An 18481-nucleotide genomic window follows, 5' to 3' on the forward strand; every position below is an offset into this window, starting at 1 on the left:
TAATTATCATTTAGATTGCAATTAAAGTATTCGCATCTTTAATAGCCCAGCGCTCAAAGCGTAGATTATCAAAATGAAAATTAAATCTCTTTCCGTCGCCATTTCGGTTGCACTGACTTCCTTTTCCGCCATTTCTGCTCAGGAAAAAACACAGGATACACTCGTAGTTACTGGCTCCGCGCTTGACCAGTTAGTTCAGACTGAGATCAACTCCGAATCACTCGAACAAAAACAAGCATCGGACATGAAAGATGTCCTTAACACTATTCCAAGTGTTACTGTTGATGGGAATGCGCGATATTCACGCAAAGTGTTTGTTCGTGGTTTGGAAGATAAGTTTTCTGTTGTAACGATTGATGGTTCACGACAAGAGGGCCAGCTTTTCCATCACAATGGTGACCAAACTATAGACCCTGCAATGCTTAAAGTCGCTGAAGTTGAGCTGGGTGGTAATTCTGTGCTCGCTGGTGCCGGTGCTATCAACGGAACATTTAGTTATGAAACAAAAGATCCTTCCGATCTACTTGCGTATGATGAAAGCATCGGTGCTCGCGTAAAAACAGGCTACCAGACGGCCTACGAGCGTTTCTCTACCGACGTTGCACTATACGCTAAAGTCAATGACCAACTGCAGTTTTTAGGTATTGCCAACTATTCAGACGATGGTGACCTGCATATACCTGATAAAGAAAACGTCACTTCAAAACAAGGTGAACTCAAATCAGGTTTAGCAAAAGTTGTCTTTATCCCTAACGATGAAAATGAGTTTAAACTGACGTTTAATCGCTACAGCGATGGAGGAAAGCGTCAGCTTTCTGGTGAAAAAGCGGGTGCACTCTATGCAGAGGATGAACACCATTACAGCTCAATGAACCGTGATACTGTCACTCTTCAACACAGCTACGACGCAGGCAGCGATCTCATCAGCCTAAAATCAAATCTTTACTATAACCACCAATACATGGATCGCGATGCATTGATAGACGACAATCTTTCTATACCGGATAGAAAATACAACGTCACAACTATCGGAGGTGATGTCCGCAACGTTTCTTGGATTGGTGAACACGAGCTGACCTACGGTCTAGAAGGTTATAAAGCAAAACAGTGGATTGATGCTGGAGATGGCGTTTATCTATCCGGACCAGAACAAGGTAACACTAAAAAATATGGCATGGATGGCGGCACTATCACAGCTTACGGCCTATACATCCAGGATAAATTTGAAATTAACGACTTCACGCTTACTCCAGGGGTACGTTACGACGTGCATAAACTAGGGGGAGTGTATTCGGGGGAATTTAAACAGGTCTCTCCGAAGTTCAAAGGACAATATCAAGCGAGCGACAACTTAAGTTTGCGTATTGGTTACGGGCGCTTATTTAAAGGGGCTGCGCTACCTGAAACCTTGACGATGAAACCTGCAAGCGATGTCACACAGTCTGATACTAAAGCCATGACAGGTAATAACTATGAAGCGGGCTTTGATTACGACCTCACTTCAGCTCTAAATGCGGACAGCGCGCTATTCGGGTTCACGGTATACACCTATGATCTTGACAACCAGATGCACCCAACTAAAAACAACAAGACATTATCTAACCAATACGATGTTCAAGTATGGGGTATAGAAACCGTCTTTACTTACGTTTTGAATGACCTCAGTATCTATGCAAACCACTCTTATTCAGACGGTGAGCAAACCTCCCTTACGGCAGGAAGGACTTCTCCCGCCGGGACGAAAAGTCATATGAACAAAACGGGTATTCATAATATCAAATTGGGCACAAAGTACGGTGTCACCAATGAAATTATTATGGGATGGGATGCTCGCTTCGTACCCGGAAACGAATACACCAGAGAAAATGGAGACAGAGTGAATCGCTCTGGCTTTGGTGTACATAATATCTGGGCAACATACACCCCTGATTTTGCCAAAGATCTCAGCGTCAACTTGGGTATAGACAACCTCTTCGACCAACGTTACGCCGAACATACAGGATTTGGTATCTATTGGGGCTCAGAGAAATACACTAGCTACGAAGCTGGCCGCAACTATAAAGCAACGGTTGCTTACAGTTTCTAAACATAAACTTGATAGGCCCAAGTAACCTCAAAATGCTAGGTTTAGTGAGAATGGTTTGCTTTACAGGCAAAGCAACCATCTGAAATCACATGGGGATAGTAATAGCCATCAGTAGACACTGTTGGCTATTACTTCTATAACGAGCTGAGGCGGTACTTAACTACTTTATGTTTAGATTAACTGAACATCTGTTAAGAACATTCAGCTCTACTTATCATAAAATATCTAATATTATGCCACTCATCACTATTGAATGAGTTTAGAGCTATGCCATCAACACATACGATTAAACAATATTTTCCTTTTGGAATCGTTTTAGTCATCTGCCTAACGCCGTTTATCTCCTCACCCATAGCATTAGTTTTGGGTTTTTTATTGGCGACATTAGGCCTAGTTCCAAGTGAACTCAACCTAGCAAAGCTGACTAAAAAACTGTTGGCTTATTCAATTGTAGGCTTAGGTTTTGGCATTCAATTTCAACAAGCATTGCAAGTAACGAGTGATGGTATTGGTCTCATTATTGCCACGATATTTGGTACTCTATTTTTTGGATGGTGGGCAGCGAAAGCTTTTAAACTGGATGTAAAAACTGGATACCTGATTTCTTCAGGAACAGCTATCTGCGGTGGAAGTGCCATTGCCGCTGTATCACCGGCAATCAAAGCCGATGACCAACAAATCGGTATCTCTTTAGCGACTATTTTTGTACTAAATTCTATCGCTCTATTCATCTTCCCAGTAATTGGGCATGCTCTTAATCTTGACCAACACACTTTTGGTACGTGGGCAGCTATCGCCATCCATGATACCTCTTCTGTTGTGGGTGCTGCTTCTGCCTACGGTGAGGAAGCACTTACTACAGCAACGACATTAAAACTCGCCAGAGCAATATGGATTATTCCTGTTGCTCTTTTTAGTGCCTTTTTGTTCCGTAGTGATTCAAAGAAAATAACGATTCCCTACTTTATTCTCTTCTATTGTATCGCTATTGCGGTCAGTGATCTGATACCTCAATATGACGCCATATACCAAAATATTTTTGGGATTGCCAAAAAAACATTGGTTATTTGCCTATTTTTAATCGGCTGTGGTATCTCGATTGAAAAACTCAAAGCATCAGGACCAAGGCCACTTATTTTCGGCGTGACATTATGGGTACTTATCTCAACTACCTCACTCGCTTGGTTAACTGTCTTTTGACGTTTAACAAAGGTGAAAAAATACTTGGCTTCTTAAGCAAAAGCACAAGGAACAGAACCGTGATAAACGCACCAAGCTCAGAGAGAGCTCGTACCAATCCATCGGTTTGAGAAGCAATAACGACTTGAGTAATCGTCATGATGATAAATAGTACTTTCATTCCTTGAACATCCATAAAGTTTTACACCAGTATGAATGTTCAAGTCGTGAAATCTAAATTCATATTTGGACTATGACATTGCTAAAATTACTAAGCAGATTGCCAAACCAAAGCATGCTCGCTTAGTGGCTTAATGGGTAAGGTGCAGCCAGGCCATCCTGTCTCAATTTGCTGAGTAAAAATCCCGATGGTATCGAGCGCAGGTACTTCACTTGGTAATTGCCAACGAGAAAAACGTGCCAATTGATTGAGGCCTACGCTTGACTCTAAGCTTGAACTTATTACAACTTTGATACCCAACTCTTTTGCTCTCTCAATCAGTTCTATACAGCGTTCAATGGATCCGGTGAGTGTGGGTTTTAAAATAATGGCCTTAGCACCATTGAGATCTTCAAGCTTGAATGCTTCGTGACACATAGCGTGCAAAAGAGTTTCATCCCATGCCACTGCAATGCCAGTATTGATTGCGAAAGAAAAGCTGTCACCGGGCGATTCACAGGGTTCTTCTATGAACTCAATTCGTCCACGCAATGATGGCGCAATTTTTTTTGCAAATTGGCTCGCTTTTTCAGCATTCCATGCCCTGTTCGCATCTAGCCTCAAACTCAGATCGGGTATCGCACTTAATAAAGAACTAACAATGATGCCATCGCGGTATGGATCGTTGTGGCCAACTTTGATTTTGGCAATCTTATTACCATGCATAAGCTCTAAGCGTGAAGCTAATTCGTCGGGTTCACCTGTAGTAACAGGTACAACATGATAACAGCCTTGGCTCGGTAGCGTTCCCGACAGGTCAAGCTCTGCGATCGAGAGACCAAAAGCGACGGAAGGATAAAGCGAATTAATATCGATTGGTTTGCGTTTTTGCCAAAGGATTAATTGCTCTACAAGCTGGGGATATACTTCATCAATCGTTTCGAAACTCTGATCTGCTAAAGGAGCAATTTCTCCTTTACCTACGTATTGGCCATCACGAAGCTCAACAATGAAGCCTTCTCTCTGACCAAGTTTTTTTTGCACTGATGTCGCGGATTCATCAAGCGGTAAAACATAGCGATAAAGCCTAGCTGATCTCATTAGCCATGCCCCTCTTCCTTAATCATATAAATGTAGCTGGTATGGGTTAATATACCTATATTCTTTATGGCTATTTACTCTTCATCTTTGAAGGTAAAAAACGCCTGATTTTCGAACTAAGTCATCATCGTTGAGTGACTCTCTATTGTTGCAGTCGTTGGTGGGGAAACCTAAAGTTCATTTCGGATTTTTGTTCGGTTGTTAGTTTCTATCAGGCCAGCGGGTAATTTTGTCTTGGTGACTTATCATTGTGCCTATCGAGTATGGTAGAAAACTCGAAATTTCACCTGAGAAATCAATACCAGTTTACGACAATGAGACCATAGACTCCTTTTTATGTACGCTGTCATCGATTGGAGTCTAAAAAACGAGCGAAGCAATCGTCAAGTAAGTTTCTGTAACAAACCGACGCTAGCTATGACAACTTATGTACATTCGAAGCAAAAGGGATGACCATACTCAAAGATGTACACTTATTCTAATAAAGAATAACGCCTATCACCGATAGGCACTCACGAAGCAGTGGCAAGCTCTAACGGAGCACTTCACACACATTTGAACACACAAGAACTCAAGTCACTTATATGTAATTAACGGATGGGCAGCTCGAACTTCTTCTTCACCTGGCCAAAGGCAAAGCTTGATTCTATCGACTCAATATGTGGTAAACACGTCAGCTCTTGACGAATAAAACGCTCATAAGTTTTGAGAGAATGACTCACGACTCTCAAGAGATAGTCATGGCTTCCGGTCATCAAAAAGCATTCGATCACCTCTTCCATATCTTGAACCATAGACTCAAATTGACGAATGTTTTCTTCTGTGGGCTTCTCCAGTTTAACCAGCACAAATACATTAATCGGTAGGCCACATTTTTCCTGATCAACATTGGCATGATAACCCTGAATAATCCGATTTTTTTCCAAGGCTCTAACACGACGTAAGCAAGGTGATGGTGACAAAGACACTCTGTCTGCCAATTCCTGATTAGTTAAACGCCCATCTCTTTGCAATTCATTGAGAATTTTCTTATCAATACTATCCATATATTGCTCTATATATTCAAAATTTGGAATAATCTGCCAATTACCAGTAAAGTTATAACACAAATGGCAATCATTCACTCCTTAACTCGACGTAGAATTAACAATGTGTTAACAACGTCACTTAGGGATATAAGATGAATACCAATAAACAGTTGAGTCCATTAAGAAATTCTACTCAGCATAGCGATGCAATGACGCTTGCAAATGAGCAGGCAATCCATTTTGGCATCGATCCAGAAACAGAATATGGTCGTTCTTTGGTCGATCTTGCAACTACCCTATATACAGCGAATACCAAAACCCACGATCTATGGGCCATTACCATGGAAGGGTTGGAAGGCTTAGATAAGAGCGACAGAATCGCTTGGTTCAACGCGAAGCGTTTCTTATCGTTTCAATTGGCTAAGATCCTCGATAATTTACAAAACCCAATGAGGGCAACCTACCAATCTATCGCGACCAATAACGGGCATTTTGCCGCAAAGGGCGCATATCCGATTTTCGATAATGTTGCTGCTATTTTCTCTGCAAGCCCAGTTATTACACGTACTGCCACATACCTATTTGCCTGTACTGAGTGGGTTGAAGATGCCTTTAACGGCAGAGAACCACTGCATGAAATATACTCACGCCTCCTCAACCCAACGTCCATCAGTTTGGCAAACCACATCGTTGATATAGAAGCGGGAGAATATGCTAACCAATATCTTGCATGGAACTTTAACTCAGGTATGGCTGCTATCGATGGCCTGTTGAGTCATACACTAGGCCGTGAAGATATTGTTATCGCTTCCCGCAACATTTACGGCGGTTCTTACCAACTTTTGCATGACTGGTATAGAAAATCGTCAAATCTTGACGTCGCCATTGAATGGGTAGATGGCTACGAAGCTGATATCTTTGCTCGCGCTATTGACGATGCAATGGTGAAATACAAAGATCGTATCGATTCTGGCAAACAAATTTACGTCTATTTAGAGAGTCCTTGTAACCCTCACGGCTATGTGCTCGATGTTGCTGGAATATCAAGAGCAGCTCATGAGAAAAATTGTATGGTGATGGTCGATACCACGGTTGGTACGCCTTTCCTTCACCCTGTTCTGAAACGCGAGAACGCCATCGAAAGACCCGACTTTGTCATTCACTCCTACACCAAGGACCTGGCAGGCACAGGTACGACAACTGCCGGCGTGGTTATAGGTCGTAACGAAGAGATGTTTATTCCCAAAGGTGACTCTACAAGCTACACATTACCTAATGGTAAAGAGCGCACACGCAATTGGGACGAAACCTTGTTCTGGAATGTGTATTACGTCAAAGGGGCATTTTTGGATGCCGATAAAGCGTTTGAAGTACTCAACGGCATGAAAACCTTTGAGCTGCGCGTCCTCAACAAAACCATTAATACACTGACTTTAGCACGTGTATTCGATGCTCACCCAGACATCAATGTTTCGTGCCCTGGCCTAGAAACGAGTCCAAATTACCACGTTCTAAAAGAGAACATGCACCTCTCTTTGCCCGCATCATTGTTTACCATAGATATGGAAGGAACGGCGGAGCGTGCTCCTATTACACCAAGCGTCTACAAACAGTTTTTTGATATGCTAGAACCTGCTATTGGAATGCAAGTCAGCTTGGGACAAACCAACACAGTCGCTTTGTGCCCAGCAATGACAACTCACTCTGAAATGTCATCGGAAGCACAACTCGAAGCAGGGATTAAACCAACAACAATGAGAATTGCAGTAGGACTTGAAGATCCAAGGATGTTCTTAGCCCATATTCTCAATGCTTCAAAACTCACGATAGACGTCAAACACCCTGAATTTTCATCTCTTTTCCCTTCGGCAGAGAAAATTGATGAAATCTATCGTAGCACCTACCTTGAAGTACATCATAAGTTCTTAACCAGTACGCCATCTTTCGAACAATTGACGAAATAGTACCCCTTCACCCTATCGATCCCCTGTGGATTGATAGGGTTATCCTACATGACCTCATTTTACATCATAAAGTCAGTAAATTTTTTCCAGCTCTGTAGACTTTTATTCTAAAGAACTTTATTTTAGTGTCCTTTAATAAAGTAAATTCACAATTTTTAGGTTTCGCTCAATGCAAAATATCGGGATGTCATCAAAACTCGATAATGTCTGCTATGACATTAGGGGTCCTGTACTGAAACATGCTAAGCGCATGGAAGAAGAAGGGCATAAAATACTAAAACTAAATATTGGCAACCCTGCGCCATTTGGCTTTGATGCACCTGATGAGATCCTAGTGGATGTCATCCGAAACCTGCCGACTTCACAGGGCTACTGTGACTCCAAAGGAATCTACTCAGCAAGAAAAGCCGTTGTGCAGTACTATCAACGACAAGGTATATACTCTCTTGATGTCGAAGACGTTTACATAGGCAATGGAGTTTCAGAGCTGATTGTTATGGCCATGCAAGCACTCCTCAATAACGAGGATGAATTACTTGTACCAGCGCCAGATTATCCGCTTTGGACCGCTTCTGTAGCACTCTCAGGCGGTAATGCGGTGCACTATATCTGTGATGAGTCCTCCGATTGGTATCCAGACTTAGATGACATTAGAAATAAGATCACTCCTAAAACCCGTGGTATTGTTCTAATCAATCCAAATAATCCAACTGGCGCAGTCTACAGTCGAGACTTTCTCCTCGAAGTCATCGAAATTGCACGTCAGCACAATCTAATCATTTTTGCCGATGAGATTTACGATAAGGTCTTATACGACGGCGCAACACATACTTCAGTGGCATCGTTAACTGAAGACGTTCTCGTGGTCACCTTTAATGGCTTATCTAAAGCCTATCGCGTCTGCGGATTTCGTGGTGGTTGGATGTTCTTAACAGGGCCAAAACATTTAGCTAAAGGCTATATCAATGGCTTAGAGATGCTGTCATCGATGCGTTTATGTGCCAATGTACCAATGCAACATGCGATTCAGACAGCGCTCGGAGGGTACCAAAGTATCAATGAGTTAATCTTACCTGGCGGGCGGTTGCTCGAACAACGAGATAAGGCTTTTGAACTCATTAACCAGATTCCGGGCATCTCTTGTGTCAAACCCAAAGGGGCGATGTACCTTTTCCCTAAAATTGATACCAAGATGTACAACATCCATGATGATCAAAAAATGGTATTAGATTTCCTCATTCAAGAGAAAGTACTTCTTGTTCAAGGCAGCGGCTTTAACTGGCACAAACCCGACCATTTCCGTATCGTAACACTACCTCATGTTGAAGATCTTGAAATGGCGATTGGTCGCTTTGAACGCTTTTTATCAACCTACCGCCAGTAGTAATTAGTGGTTAAATTTCATATTCTAAAAGGGTACTATCATAGTGCCCTTTTTATTTTTTAAGGGTGTTAATGATCAGATCTTATTGCAAGAGGTAGTCGTATGCCCGAACATAGCCATTTTTTTGCCCACCTTGCTCGTATGAAGCTGATACAACGCTGGCCACTGATGCGCTCTATCTCGACAGAGAATGTTTCAGAGCATAGCCTGCAAGTAGCGTTCGTTGCTCATGCGCTCGCTTTGATCAAAAACCGCAAGTTTGATGGGCAGCTCAACCCTGAACGTATTGCTCTTTTGGGAATGTATCATGACACTAGCGAGGTCTTAACGGGTGATATGCCAACCCCCATCAAATACTACAATCCTGAAATTGCTAAAGAATATAAAAAGATAGAAGCGGCAGCGGAAAAGAAGCTGTTGTCCATGCTGCCAGAAGAATTTCATCAAGATTTTGCTCCCTATCTTATTTCTCATTCGGGTTACCCAGAAGATTTGGCCATCGTAAAACAAGCCGATACCATTTGCGCGTATCTGAAATGCCTTGAAGAATTGAGCGCGGGCAATCACGAATATGAGTTGGCTAAAAAGCGTTTGGATGTCACGCTCAAAGAACGTCAAACGCCAGAAATGGAATATTTTTTAGAAGTCTTTGCACCCAGTTTTGAGCTGTCTTTAGATGAAATTAGCTAGGTAAGATTATTGCTCTTTATGATAATTTTCGAGCAAGAACTCAATCAGTAACTTTTTGCGCTTGGGCATCAACTGCCTATCCGCATACACGAGGCTCACATCAACTTCTGGCATTGCGTACTCAGGCAGTAAATGAATCAATCGGCCTGTTTTGAAGTGTTCACGACACACAAACTCAGGCAATACCGCCACTCCCAAACTGTCTAGGCACGATTTTAAGCAAGCAGTGATCGTGTTGACTTTCAGTTGGCAAGGGAGATCGAGTGTAAAAGACTCACCAGACTCAGGCTGAAAATCCCATTTAGGTAGACGCGCAGCATTATTCTCAATGTCAATCATCTGATGAGGCGGCGATAAATCTTTCCTGCTGCGTATTTGTCCAAACTTTTTCAGGTACTCAGGACTCGCGACCAAGACTCGTTTGGATGACGTTAAGTGCCTCGATACTAAGCTAGAGTCCACCAATTCGCCAATTTGAACATAGAGATCAATACCCTCACCAATAATGTCAACTTCCCTATTCGTTAATTCCAAATTCATCGTGACCTCAGGGTACTGCTTCAAAAATTGATGGATATATTCCCCTAAAACTTGGTGACCAACCTCTACAGGAAGCACCACTTTTAATGGCCCCTTCACTAAAGCTTGGTTCTCTGACACTGTCGCTTCAGCCTGATTAAGTAGCTCTAATATTTGCTGACAGGAATGATAAAATGCCTCTCCTTCAGGGGTCAAAACCAAGCTTCGAGTAGAACGCGTAATCAGTCTGACACCCAGCGCCTGTTCTAAATCAGCGAGTTTGCGACTAACGGTTGATTTCGTCATATCAAGCACAATTGCGGCTTGAGTAAAACTGCGACTCTCCACCACTTTAACCAATATATGAATTGCATTGAGATCCATATCTACTCCCCCACTCTATTGGTAATATTCTTGCAACAGTGTTTTCATTTTATCCCATCTTATCAACCAATAGAATTCATTTACAATTTCAAATATCCAGAAAGATTCAAAGATAGAAAATACTATGGTCGATCAAGTAACAGATTCTTCAACAGTGAAAGTAAACAGCAAACGAAAAGTGATGATAGCTGCAACGATTGTGATGCTTTTTATCGGACTAGCGGGCTCTGGTTATTGGTTTGGCTATGGGCAATACGTTCAATCAACCGACAACGCCTATTTACAAGGCGATATTACTTCTATCAGCCCTAAAGTGTCGGGCTATATCGTAAAGTCTTATATCACCGATAATCAAAGAGTGCACAAAGGTGATCTCTTAGTACAAATTGATGAGCGAGATTACCAAACTGCACTCACACAGGCCAACGCACACCTTGCTGTTACCCAAGCCAGTAAGAGTAACCTCACCGCCGAGCAAGCTTTGCAACACAGCCATATCCATCAAGCACAAAGTGGCGTTGACTCTGCACAAGCTGAGTACGACAGAGCTTCTCAACAAGTTACACGCTCTCGCAGTCTCCTTAAAAAGCATTATGCGTCTCAAGATGAGCTTGATAGTATGCTCGCGCAGCAAAAAGTCACCCTTGCTCAATTACATGAAGCTCAAGCAAACTTTGAAGCTGCCAGAGATCAACTGGATGTAATCAATAGTCAAATCGTGCAAGCACAAGCGTCTGTCAAAGAGGCTGAGGCCGGTGTTACCCAAGCCCAACTTAATCTTCAATATACAAAAATTTATGCACCCGCCGATGGGTTTATCGGCAAACGCAGTGTTCGTGAAGGTCTGTTAACTCAAGCGGGGACACCTCTGATGAGCCTAGTGCCTGATAACGCAGTATGGGTAGAGGCAAACTTCAAAGAAACTCAGCTAAATAATATTCATAAAGGGCAAAAGGTCACCGTTGATATCGATGCTTTTCCGGGTCAAGAATTGACAGGAATTGTGGATAGCTTTTCACCAGCAACAGGAGCTAAATTTGCCTTGCTTCCCCCGGAGAATGCCACAGGAAACTTTACTAAAATAGTTCAGCGAGTGCCTGTAAAAATCCTCATCACTGACGCGAAAAACTTAAAAGGTCGACTTCTTCCGGGTTTATCTGTCGTCGCAAAAATTGATACAAGGGGTTAATCATGTCGTCAAATATGATGACCGATAATCTGACGTCAGAACATGAGGTGCCTACCCGTCACTGGATCGCATTATTTGGCGGTTTAATCGGGGCCTTTATGGCGATACTCGATATCCAAATTACCAACTCATCACTGAAAGATATTCAAGGTGCCCTATCTGCAACTTTGGATGAGAGCTCATGGATATCGACCTCTTATTTGGTCGCGGAAATGATCGCCATTCCCTTGAGTGGTTGGTTAACAAAAGTACTGGGTAAACGCCGCTACCTCACTTGGACAACCGCATTATTTACGCTGTCATCCCTACTCTGTTCCTTTTCATGGAACATGACCTCAATGATCGTGTTCAGAGCCATGCAAGGATTTAGTGGCGGTGCTCTGATCCCTCTGGCATTTTCACTTGTAGTACAATTGCTCCCGATACACAAAAGAGCACTTGGAATGGCATTATTCGGTATTGCCGCAACGTTTGCGCCTTCCATTGGCCCAACATTTGGTGGATGGTTAACAGAGAATTTCTCTTGGCATTATATTTTTTATATCAATGTCCCTCCGGCATTTTTGGTGATTGCCATGGTTCGATATGGACTCAATGATGAACCGGTTAGCCTACCAGCTTTCAGAGCCGCTGATTGGTTTGGTATTGTGACAATGGCTTTGGGATTAGGATGCTTAGAAGTAGTCCTTGAAGAGGGGAACCGTGAAGAGTGGTTCAGTTCCTCATTTATCATCAGTCTGAGCATCCTTTCTGCGGTCAGCTTAGTCTACTTTGTCATTAATGAGCTCTATCGTGACAAGCCGCTGGTTAATTTACGTTTGCTACGCGATAAACAATTCGCAATGTCCAACGTTGCTTATTTTATATTAGGAATGGCCTTGCTCGGCTCTGTCTACGTTCTACCAATGTATCTGACGCAAATTCATCATTACAATGCGATGGAGATTGGTGAAGTGTTAATGTGGATGGGGTTCCCGCAACTGATTATCTTTCCACTCGCTCCAAAGCTTACCCAATTAATAAAACCAAAATATTTGGTCACTTTTGGTTTTATTATGTTTGCGTTGAGCTGCGGGGTGAATACACATATGACGGCTGATTTTGGTGGGCAGCAAATGATATTGTCTATGGTATTACGCGCTATTGGTTTGCCGTTTATCATGGTGCCATTATCTTTGGTTGCGTTGAAGAATATCCGTCAAAAAGAAACACCGGATGCTTCTACACTTACCAATGTTATGCGCAACCTCGGTGGCGCCTTCAGCATCGCATTTATTGCTACCATGCTCGATAATAAAACTCGTGAACACCTGGCGCATATTAAAGAGTCTCTGCCCAATGTCAGTCAACTAGGCTGGGAAACGCTTTATCAGCAACAGATGATGTTTATCCATACGGGCAGCAGTGTAAGCACTGCAATGCAACAAGCACAGTCCAGTCTACTCTCAACCATGCAACAACAGGCCGCGATCATGGCCTATAATGATGTGTTTTTCATGATGACAGCCGCATTAGCGATCGCCGCGGGATTGATGTTAATTATGAAAAATTAGAGTCTATTGATGAGTCATTTTGAGAGCGACTATACGGTTTGAACTTGCAGTGATACTGATACCTGTGTAGCTTAGTAAGAAAAAGGAGGGCGTTTATGACATTTGAAATCAGTGAGTTATGGCAGAAAAGACACGATGATGAACATAAAATTCGTCGCGATGATCACCGCAGTCCCTTTCAAAGAGATAGAGCTCGAATCCTTCATTCGGCTGCGTTTAGGCGCCTACAAGCGAAAACACAAGTTCACGGGACTAGTTTCGATGACTTTCATCGAACGCGCCTGACCCACTCACTTGAAGCCGCTCAACTGGGCACCGGTATTGTTGCTCAAATTAAGAAGAAACAACCTAAGTTTCGCGATCTACTCCCTAGCGACAGTCTTATCGATTCCATTTGTTTAGCGCATGATATAGGCCACCCTCCCTACGGGCATGGTGGAGAAATCGCATTAAACTATATGATGCGAGATCACGGTGGGTTTGAAGGCAATGCTCAAACCTTTCGTATTGTCACCAAACTCGAACCTTATACTGAATCTTTTGGTATGAACCTCGCCAGACGTACTCTACTTGGTCTTATTAAATACCCCGCGATGATCAGCCAAACTCGTGCTAAACACCTACCAGAAAGCGTTTCGCATCAACGTCAACTTAAAGCGCGCGATTGGATGCCTGCAAAAGGGCTATACGATTGTGATAATCATGTGTTTGATTGGGTTCTAGAACCCCTAAGCCAAAATGATAAGGAAAATTTTAGCGCGATAAGTGATAGCAAGGGTGATGATTGGCAACATAAAAAGACACGTTATAAATCACTGGATTGCTCTATTATGGAACTCGCTGACGACGTTGCCTATGGCGTGCACGATCTTGAGGATGCGATTGTATTGGGTATGGTAAACCGCAACCAGTGGAAAGAGAGCGCACAAAGTAAACTCCTCGAATGCGGCGACCCTTGGTTTAGAGAGCACATTGACTCAATCACGGATATGCTGTTTGCAGAGACGCATTACCAGCGTAAAGATGCCATTGGTGGCATGGTCAATGCCCTGTTAACCAGTATATCAGTCAAAGTCACAGACACACCATTTGAGTGTGAATTATTGGCTTATCAAGCCGTGCTTGAACCCTCGATGGCCAAGGCTTTAGAAATCCTTAAAGGGTTCGTCCATCAGCATGTCATTCAAGTTCCACACGTACAAGTGGTCGAATACAAAGGCCAGCAAGTTATCATGGACATTTTTGAAGCTTTGAGCGCAGATCCCGAAAGGCTGCTCCCTGTCAATGTGCGTACCCCATGGGTTCAAAAAAACGATGACAGTACTGGTTATCGCATTATTGCCGATTATATTTCATCAATGACAGATGGCCACGCACAGCGACTGCATCAGCAATTATTTTCGTCCTATTGAAGGGGATTAACGATAGTTTCTTGCAAATACCTCTTGAGGTATTTGCCTTATCTGAAAGTCGATCATCTGCTCAAAAGCAGTAAGAAGAGGTGAAAAATCCATCTCTGGTTCAATCAATGACAAAATGTGATAGCCTGCCTCAACTGTGGATAGGCTATTTTTATTTGGTGCCTTACGAATACGATAGTTTCCCTCCAAGTCAGGCGGCAGATGAACTTGAGGTAACTCATTGATATTGCTTGATAGCTGCCATATTTTATACGCTTTTTTCCAAGTCCCATCTAAAAGAATTACGCGTACTTTGTTTTTTTTAGTTAGCGTATTTTTTACGACTTGATAGTTCACCGACGTTTCACCAGGGTACAACACAAAGTGCTGATAGTCGCTATCTCCGATTAATTGATTCAGTTCAGTATGATGCGTAAAATCTTCCCCAACAAAACAATAACTGTTGGTCAAACTTAGCGACAATATCCTTGCCGTTCCCAGCGGTCTGTTTGTTTCACTAGAATGTTGTAATATGATCAACTCTACACTTGGCGTGAGAGTTTGTATCCACTCACAGATACAAGCTTTTATAGATTTTCCACATTGAGAACAGTATCGGGACATAATGTGCGCTTATTTATTCTGTTAGTTGCTATTAGCTTAGTTTGCTTAAGCTTTCAGTTCGAGCCACTATCATCGGTGACAAACTGGCAACGAGATTTGATTCAAGACGGTCAATGGTGGCGGATCCTAACAGGAAACTTTACTCACACCAACTTTACTCACCTGTTTATGAATGTAGTGGGCCTTTGGATCATCACTTCTATTTTCAGACCCTCCCCCCTTCTACTGCTCCTAAACGTGATAGTGATTAGTATCGCTGTCGGATTACTCAACTTCTTGAGTAGCATGTACAGTTATGTTGGCTTGTCTGGTGTACTACATGGACTGTTTGCCTCGTTTGCACTTAATGAAGCCCTCAATGGCCGTAAAAGTAGCTGGTTGTTAGTCGTGGCCGTGCTAATAAAAGTAGCGTGGGAATCAATAATGGGGGGCTCTGACACGACTAGTGAGTGGATACAAGCTCGTATTGCTGTCGAATCACATTTGTACGGCGCCCTATCCGGATTGATATTAGCGGGGATCGCTCACTTTACCCTTCTAAAAACGCGGTTTTTTTCTTCTATAAAATAATTTAGTTGATGTTATCGGCTAAAGGATTCAGAATGACCCACTTTTTCATGTGGCATGCCACATAAATGCGCACTAATTACTAATAGAGAAAACAGCATGGGTTTTACCTCCTTAGGCCTTTCAGCCCCGATCCTCAAAGCCATTGAAGAATTGGGCTACGATACTCCCTCACCAATACAAAAGCAGGCAATACCTGCCGTTCTTTCGGGTAAAGATGTAATGGCTGCAGCTCAAACTGGTACAGGTAAAACCGCTGGATTCACGCTTCCAATTCTGGAGCGCCTTGATAATAACCAGAGAGTAAAAGGCAATCATGTTCGAGCTTTAATCTTAACACCAACTCGTGAGCTCGCAGCACAGATACAAGAAAATGTTTTTAAGTACAGCCGTCACCAGCGCCTAACCTCACAGGTCGTATTTGGTGGTGTCAAAATTAACCCTCAAATGATGAAGCTTCGTAAGGGCTGCGATGTTTTGGTGGCAACACCAGGTAGGCTAATGGATCTTTATCAGCAAAAAGCGATTAAATTTGATCAGCTTGAAGTGCTCGTCCTCGATGAAGCCGATCGCATGCTTGATATGGGTTTCATTCATGATATTCGTAAAATTCTCAATCTATTACCTAAAAAAAGACAAAACCTTCTGTTTTCAGCAACATTTTCAGCTGAAATCCGCCAGCTTGCAAAAGGGCTGGTCAATGACCCGGTAGAGATATCAGTAACACCACAAAATTCTACTGCTGTTACCGTTGAGCAGAGTGTCTACCCTGCTGATAAACGTCAAAAAGCGCCGATGCTGGTTGAGTTAATTACCCAGGGGAAATGGCAACAAGTTCTGGTTTTTTGTCGTACAAAACATGGGGCCAACCGACTTGCTCAATTTTTAAACAAAGCAGAAATCACAGCTGCTGCGATTCATGGGAACAAAAGTCAGGGAGCAAGAACTCGAGCTTTATCGGAATTTAAGACGGGCGAAATACGCGTACTAGTTGCAACAGATATTGCCGCTCGTGGAATCGATATTCCACAATTGCCTCAAGTCGTTAACTTTGACTTACCTAACGTGGCTGAAGACTATGTCCACCGTATTGGAAGAACCGGCAGAGCAGGTGAAGCGGGTAAAGCCTTTTCCTTAGTTGAAGCAGATGAAGCAAGCGACCTTTTTGGTATTGAGCGACTTATTCAAAAAGTACTACCTCGCTTTACTCTAGAAGGTTTTCAACCGACAAAAGCATTGCCTGAGTCCAAATTAGACACTAGGCCAATCAAGCCGAAAAAGCCTAAGAAACCGAAAAAGCCTAAAAGCTCAAACGCAGAGCAACAGAATAAACCCCATGAAACTACTGGCAAGGCTACACAGACAAAAAATAAGCGTCACTTCGGTGCAAAAAATTCAGCACGCCGGCCTAATCAAAAGCGTAGATTCAACAAAGAAAACGCCGAAACAACACAGTAAAGTCGAGATTATGCGTTCATAAGTGAAAAATTATGATAGTAAAAAGCCCCTTAACGGGGCTTTTTTATGATACCGAACGATAAATATACGCTACATTATCGGACGCTGACCACGATCGATTAACTTCATCAATACATTGTCTGCTGCTTCACCAGCAATACCTGCCAGTTTAGAGGTTAACTTTTTCTTCTCAACATAGTGAACAGCAAGTACGGTTTTATCTTTGCACGCTTCGACAACGAGATCATCTGAGGTTTTGATTTCATCAACCAAACCAAGTTCGTGAGCTTGAGTACCAAACCAATGCTCACCCGTTGCCACTTTCTCCAGCTCCAAGTCTGGCCTACGCTGGCGAATAAAGTCTTTAAATAAGCCGTGTGTCTCTTCTAGTTCTTGTTTGAACTTATCACGCGCCTTATCTGTATTTTCACCAAACATTGTCAAAGTACGTTTGTATTCACCAGCGGTGAGCTGCTCATATTCAATATCATGCTTTTTCAGTACCTTATTAAAATTAGGCATCTGAGCAATAACACCGATTGATCCTACGATAGCAAAGGGGGCAGAAACGATCTTGTCTGCAATACATGCCATCATGTATCCGCCACTCGCTGCTACTTTATCAACAGAAATGGTCAGAGGAATATTCGCAGCTTTAATTCGATCTAACTGTGATGACGCCAAGCCATAGCCGTGAACCATTCCACCGCCCGACTCAAGCCTCAATAAGACTTCATCACTATCTTTAGCCACAGCGAGAATGGCCGTTATCTCTTCTCGAAGCGATGAAACCTCTTTGGCGTCGATACTGCCTTTAAAATCTAAAACAAATAAGTGGGGGGCGCGATCTTCTGCAAGTTTACCCTCTTTCGAAGCCTTCTTGATTTCTTTGCCACGCTCTTTATTTTTATCTTTTTCTTCTTTTTTCTCAGCTTTATCACGGGCCTTGAGAAACGCTTCATCGTGAAGATGGCTTTCGAATTGTTCGATGGTTTGTTTATGCTTATCAGTAAGATTAGTGATCTCAAGCGTCCCTTTAGCACTCGGATCCTTACCACCAACAGCTTTAATCATTATCAAAATAGCAATTATCGCGACTACCACCGTCACAATCTTGGCTAAAAATAGCCCATAGTCCAAAAAAAATTCCAATCTAATGTCCCCTAATATATGAATTAGTGTATTGTAACCATCA

Annotated in this window: 16 protein-coding genes; 10 read left to right on the forward strand and 6 right to left on the reverse strand. The window is 42.7% G+C overall.

Annotated elements, in window-relative coordinates; translation table 11 throughout:
- Nucleotides 1-73: 73 nt before the first annotated feature.
- On the forward strand, nt 74-2086 hold the full coding sequence (locus RH40_RS06010; RefSeq protein WP_009600523.1) for a TonB-dependent receptor plug domain-containing protein: 2013 nt from the start codon (nt 74-76) through the stop codon (nt 2084-2086).
- A gap of 267 nt (nt 2087-2353) precedes the next feature.
- Nucleotides 2354-3286 carry a YeiH family protein gene (locus RH40_RS06015; RefSeq protein WP_009600524.1) on the forward strand — a complete coding sequence of 311 codons (933 nt, stop codon included), beginning with the start codon at nt 2354-2356 and terminating at the stop codon, nt 3284-3286.
- Here the strand turns inward: RH40_RS06015 and RH40_RS06020 are convergent.
- The 3 genes from RH40_RS06020 to RH40_RS06030 form a co-directional block, all read right to left on the reverse strand.
- Complete coding sequence (locus RH40_RS06020; RefSeq protein WP_139056860.1) at nt 3255-3446, reverse strand: hypothetical protein; 192 nt, start codon at nt 3444-3446, stop codon at nt 3255-3257. The genes RH40_RS06015 and RH40_RS06020 overlap by 32 nt on opposite strands.
- A gap of 90 nt (nt 3447-3536) precedes the next feature.
- Nucleotides 3537-4526: an o-succinylbenzoate synthase gene (gene menC / locus RH40_RS06025; protein WP_009600527.1), complete on the reverse strand. Its 990-nt coding sequence runs from the start codon at nt 4524-4526 to the stop codon at nt 3537-3539.
- Between the two features lie 590 nt (nt 4527-5116).
- Nucleotides 5117-5572 (reverse strand): Lrp/AsnC family transcriptional regulator, encoded by a 456-nt coding sequence (locus RH40_RS06030; protein WP_039954335.1) that lies wholly within the window; start codon nt 5570-5572, stop codon nt 5117-5119.
- Nucleotides 5573-5706: 134 nt separating this feature from the next.
- Between RH40_RS06030 and RH40_RS06035 the strand changes: the two genes are divergently transcribed.
- The 3 genes from RH40_RS06035 (at nt 5707) to yfbR (ending at nt 9592) form a co-directional block, all read left to right on the forward strand.
- Nucleotides 5707-7518 carry a trans-sulfuration enzyme family protein gene (locus tag RH40_RS06035; RefSeq protein ID WP_009600530.1) on the forward strand — a complete coding sequence of 604 codons (1812 nt, stop codon included), beginning with the start codon at nt 5707-5709 and terminating at the stop codon, nt 7516-7518.
- Nucleotides 7519-7687: 169 nt separating this feature from the next.
- Entirely contained in the window at nt 7688-8902 is a 1215-nt protein-coding gene (locus RH40_RS06040) for a pyridoxal phosphate-dependent aminotransferase (RefSeq protein WP_009600532.1), read from the forward strand.
- 102 nt (nt 8903-9004) lie between these two features.
- Nucleotides 9005-9592 carry a 5'-deoxynucleotidase gene (gene yfbR, locus RH40_RS06045; RefSeq protein WP_009600534.1) on the forward strand — a complete coding sequence of 196 codons (588 nt, stop codon included), beginning with the start codon at nt 9005-9007 and terminating at the stop codon, nt 9590-9592.
- 6 nt (nt 9593-9598) lie between these two features.
- On the opposite strand, the gene RH40_RS06050 is transcribed toward yfbR, so the two are convergent.
- Nucleotides 9599-10495: a LysR family transcriptional regulator gene (locus tag RH40_RS06050; RefSeq protein ID WP_009600535.1), complete on the reverse strand. Its 897-nt coding sequence runs from the start codon at nt 10493-10495 to the stop codon at nt 9599-9601.
- Between the two features lie 181 nt (nt 10496-10676).
- Between RH40_RS06050 and RH40_RS06055 the strand changes: the two genes are divergently transcribed.
- From RH40_RS06055 to RH40_RS06065, 3 genes are all read left to right on the forward strand, one after another.
- Entirely contained in the window at nt 10677-11684 is a 1008-nt protein-coding gene (locus RH40_RS06055; protein ID WP_422636340.1) for an HlyD family secretion protein, read from the forward strand.
- A gap of 2 nt (nt 11685-11686) precedes the next feature.
- A complete protein-coding gene (locus tag RH40_RS06060) occupies nt 11687-13237 on the forward strand; it encodes an MDR family MFS transporter (RefSeq protein ID WP_009600537.1) in 1551 nt (516 codons plus the stop codon).
- 95 nt (nt 13238-13332) lie between these two features.
- Nucleotides 13333-14649, forward strand: a complete 1317-nt coding sequence (locus tag RH40_RS06065) for an anti-phage deoxyguanosine triphosphatase (RefSeq protein ID WP_009600538.1) — start codon at nt 13333-13335, stop codon at nt 14647-14649.
- A 6-nt stretch (nt 14650-14655) separates the two neighbouring features.
- Here the strand turns inward: RH40_RS06065 and RH40_RS06070 are convergent, their stop codons facing one another.
- Nucleotides 14656-15261, reverse strand: a complete 606-nt coding sequence (locus RH40_RS06070; RefSeq protein WP_039954337.1) for a tRNA-uridine aminocarboxypropyltransferase — start codon at nt 15259-15261, stop codon at nt 14656-14658.
- Nucleotides 15262-15264: 3 nt separating this feature from the next.
- Here RH40_RS06070 and rrtA point away from each other — a divergent pair, with 3 nt between their 5' ends.
- Both rrtA and RH40_RS06080 read left to right on the forward strand, forming a co-directional pair.
- Entirely contained in the window at nt 15265-15831 is a 567-nt protein-coding gene (rrtA, locus tag RH40_RS06075; protein WP_009600540.1) for a rhombosortase, read from the forward strand.
- 96 nt (nt 15832-15927) lie between these two features.
- Nucleotides 15928-17286 (forward strand): DEAD/DEAH box helicase, encoded by a 1359-nt coding sequence (locus RH40_RS06080; RefSeq protein ID WP_009600541.1) that lies wholly within the window; start codon nt 15928-15930, stop codon nt 17284-17286.
- 90 nt (nt 17287-17376) lie between these two features.
- Here RH40_RS06080 and sohB read toward each other — a convergent pair whose 3' ends face one another.
- On the reverse strand, nt 17377-18438 hold the full coding sequence (sohB, locus tag RH40_RS06085) for a protease SohB (RefSeq protein ID WP_009600542.1): 1062 nt from the start codon (nt 18436-18438) through the stop codon (nt 17377-17379).
- Nucleotides 18439-18481: the final 43 nt, after the last annotated feature.

Source organism: Vibrio caribbeanicus ATCC BAA-2122, from assembly GCF_000165125.1.
GTDB lineage: Bacteria > Pseudomonadota > Gammaproteobacteria > Enterobacterales > Vibrionaceae > Vibrio > Vibrio caribbeanicus.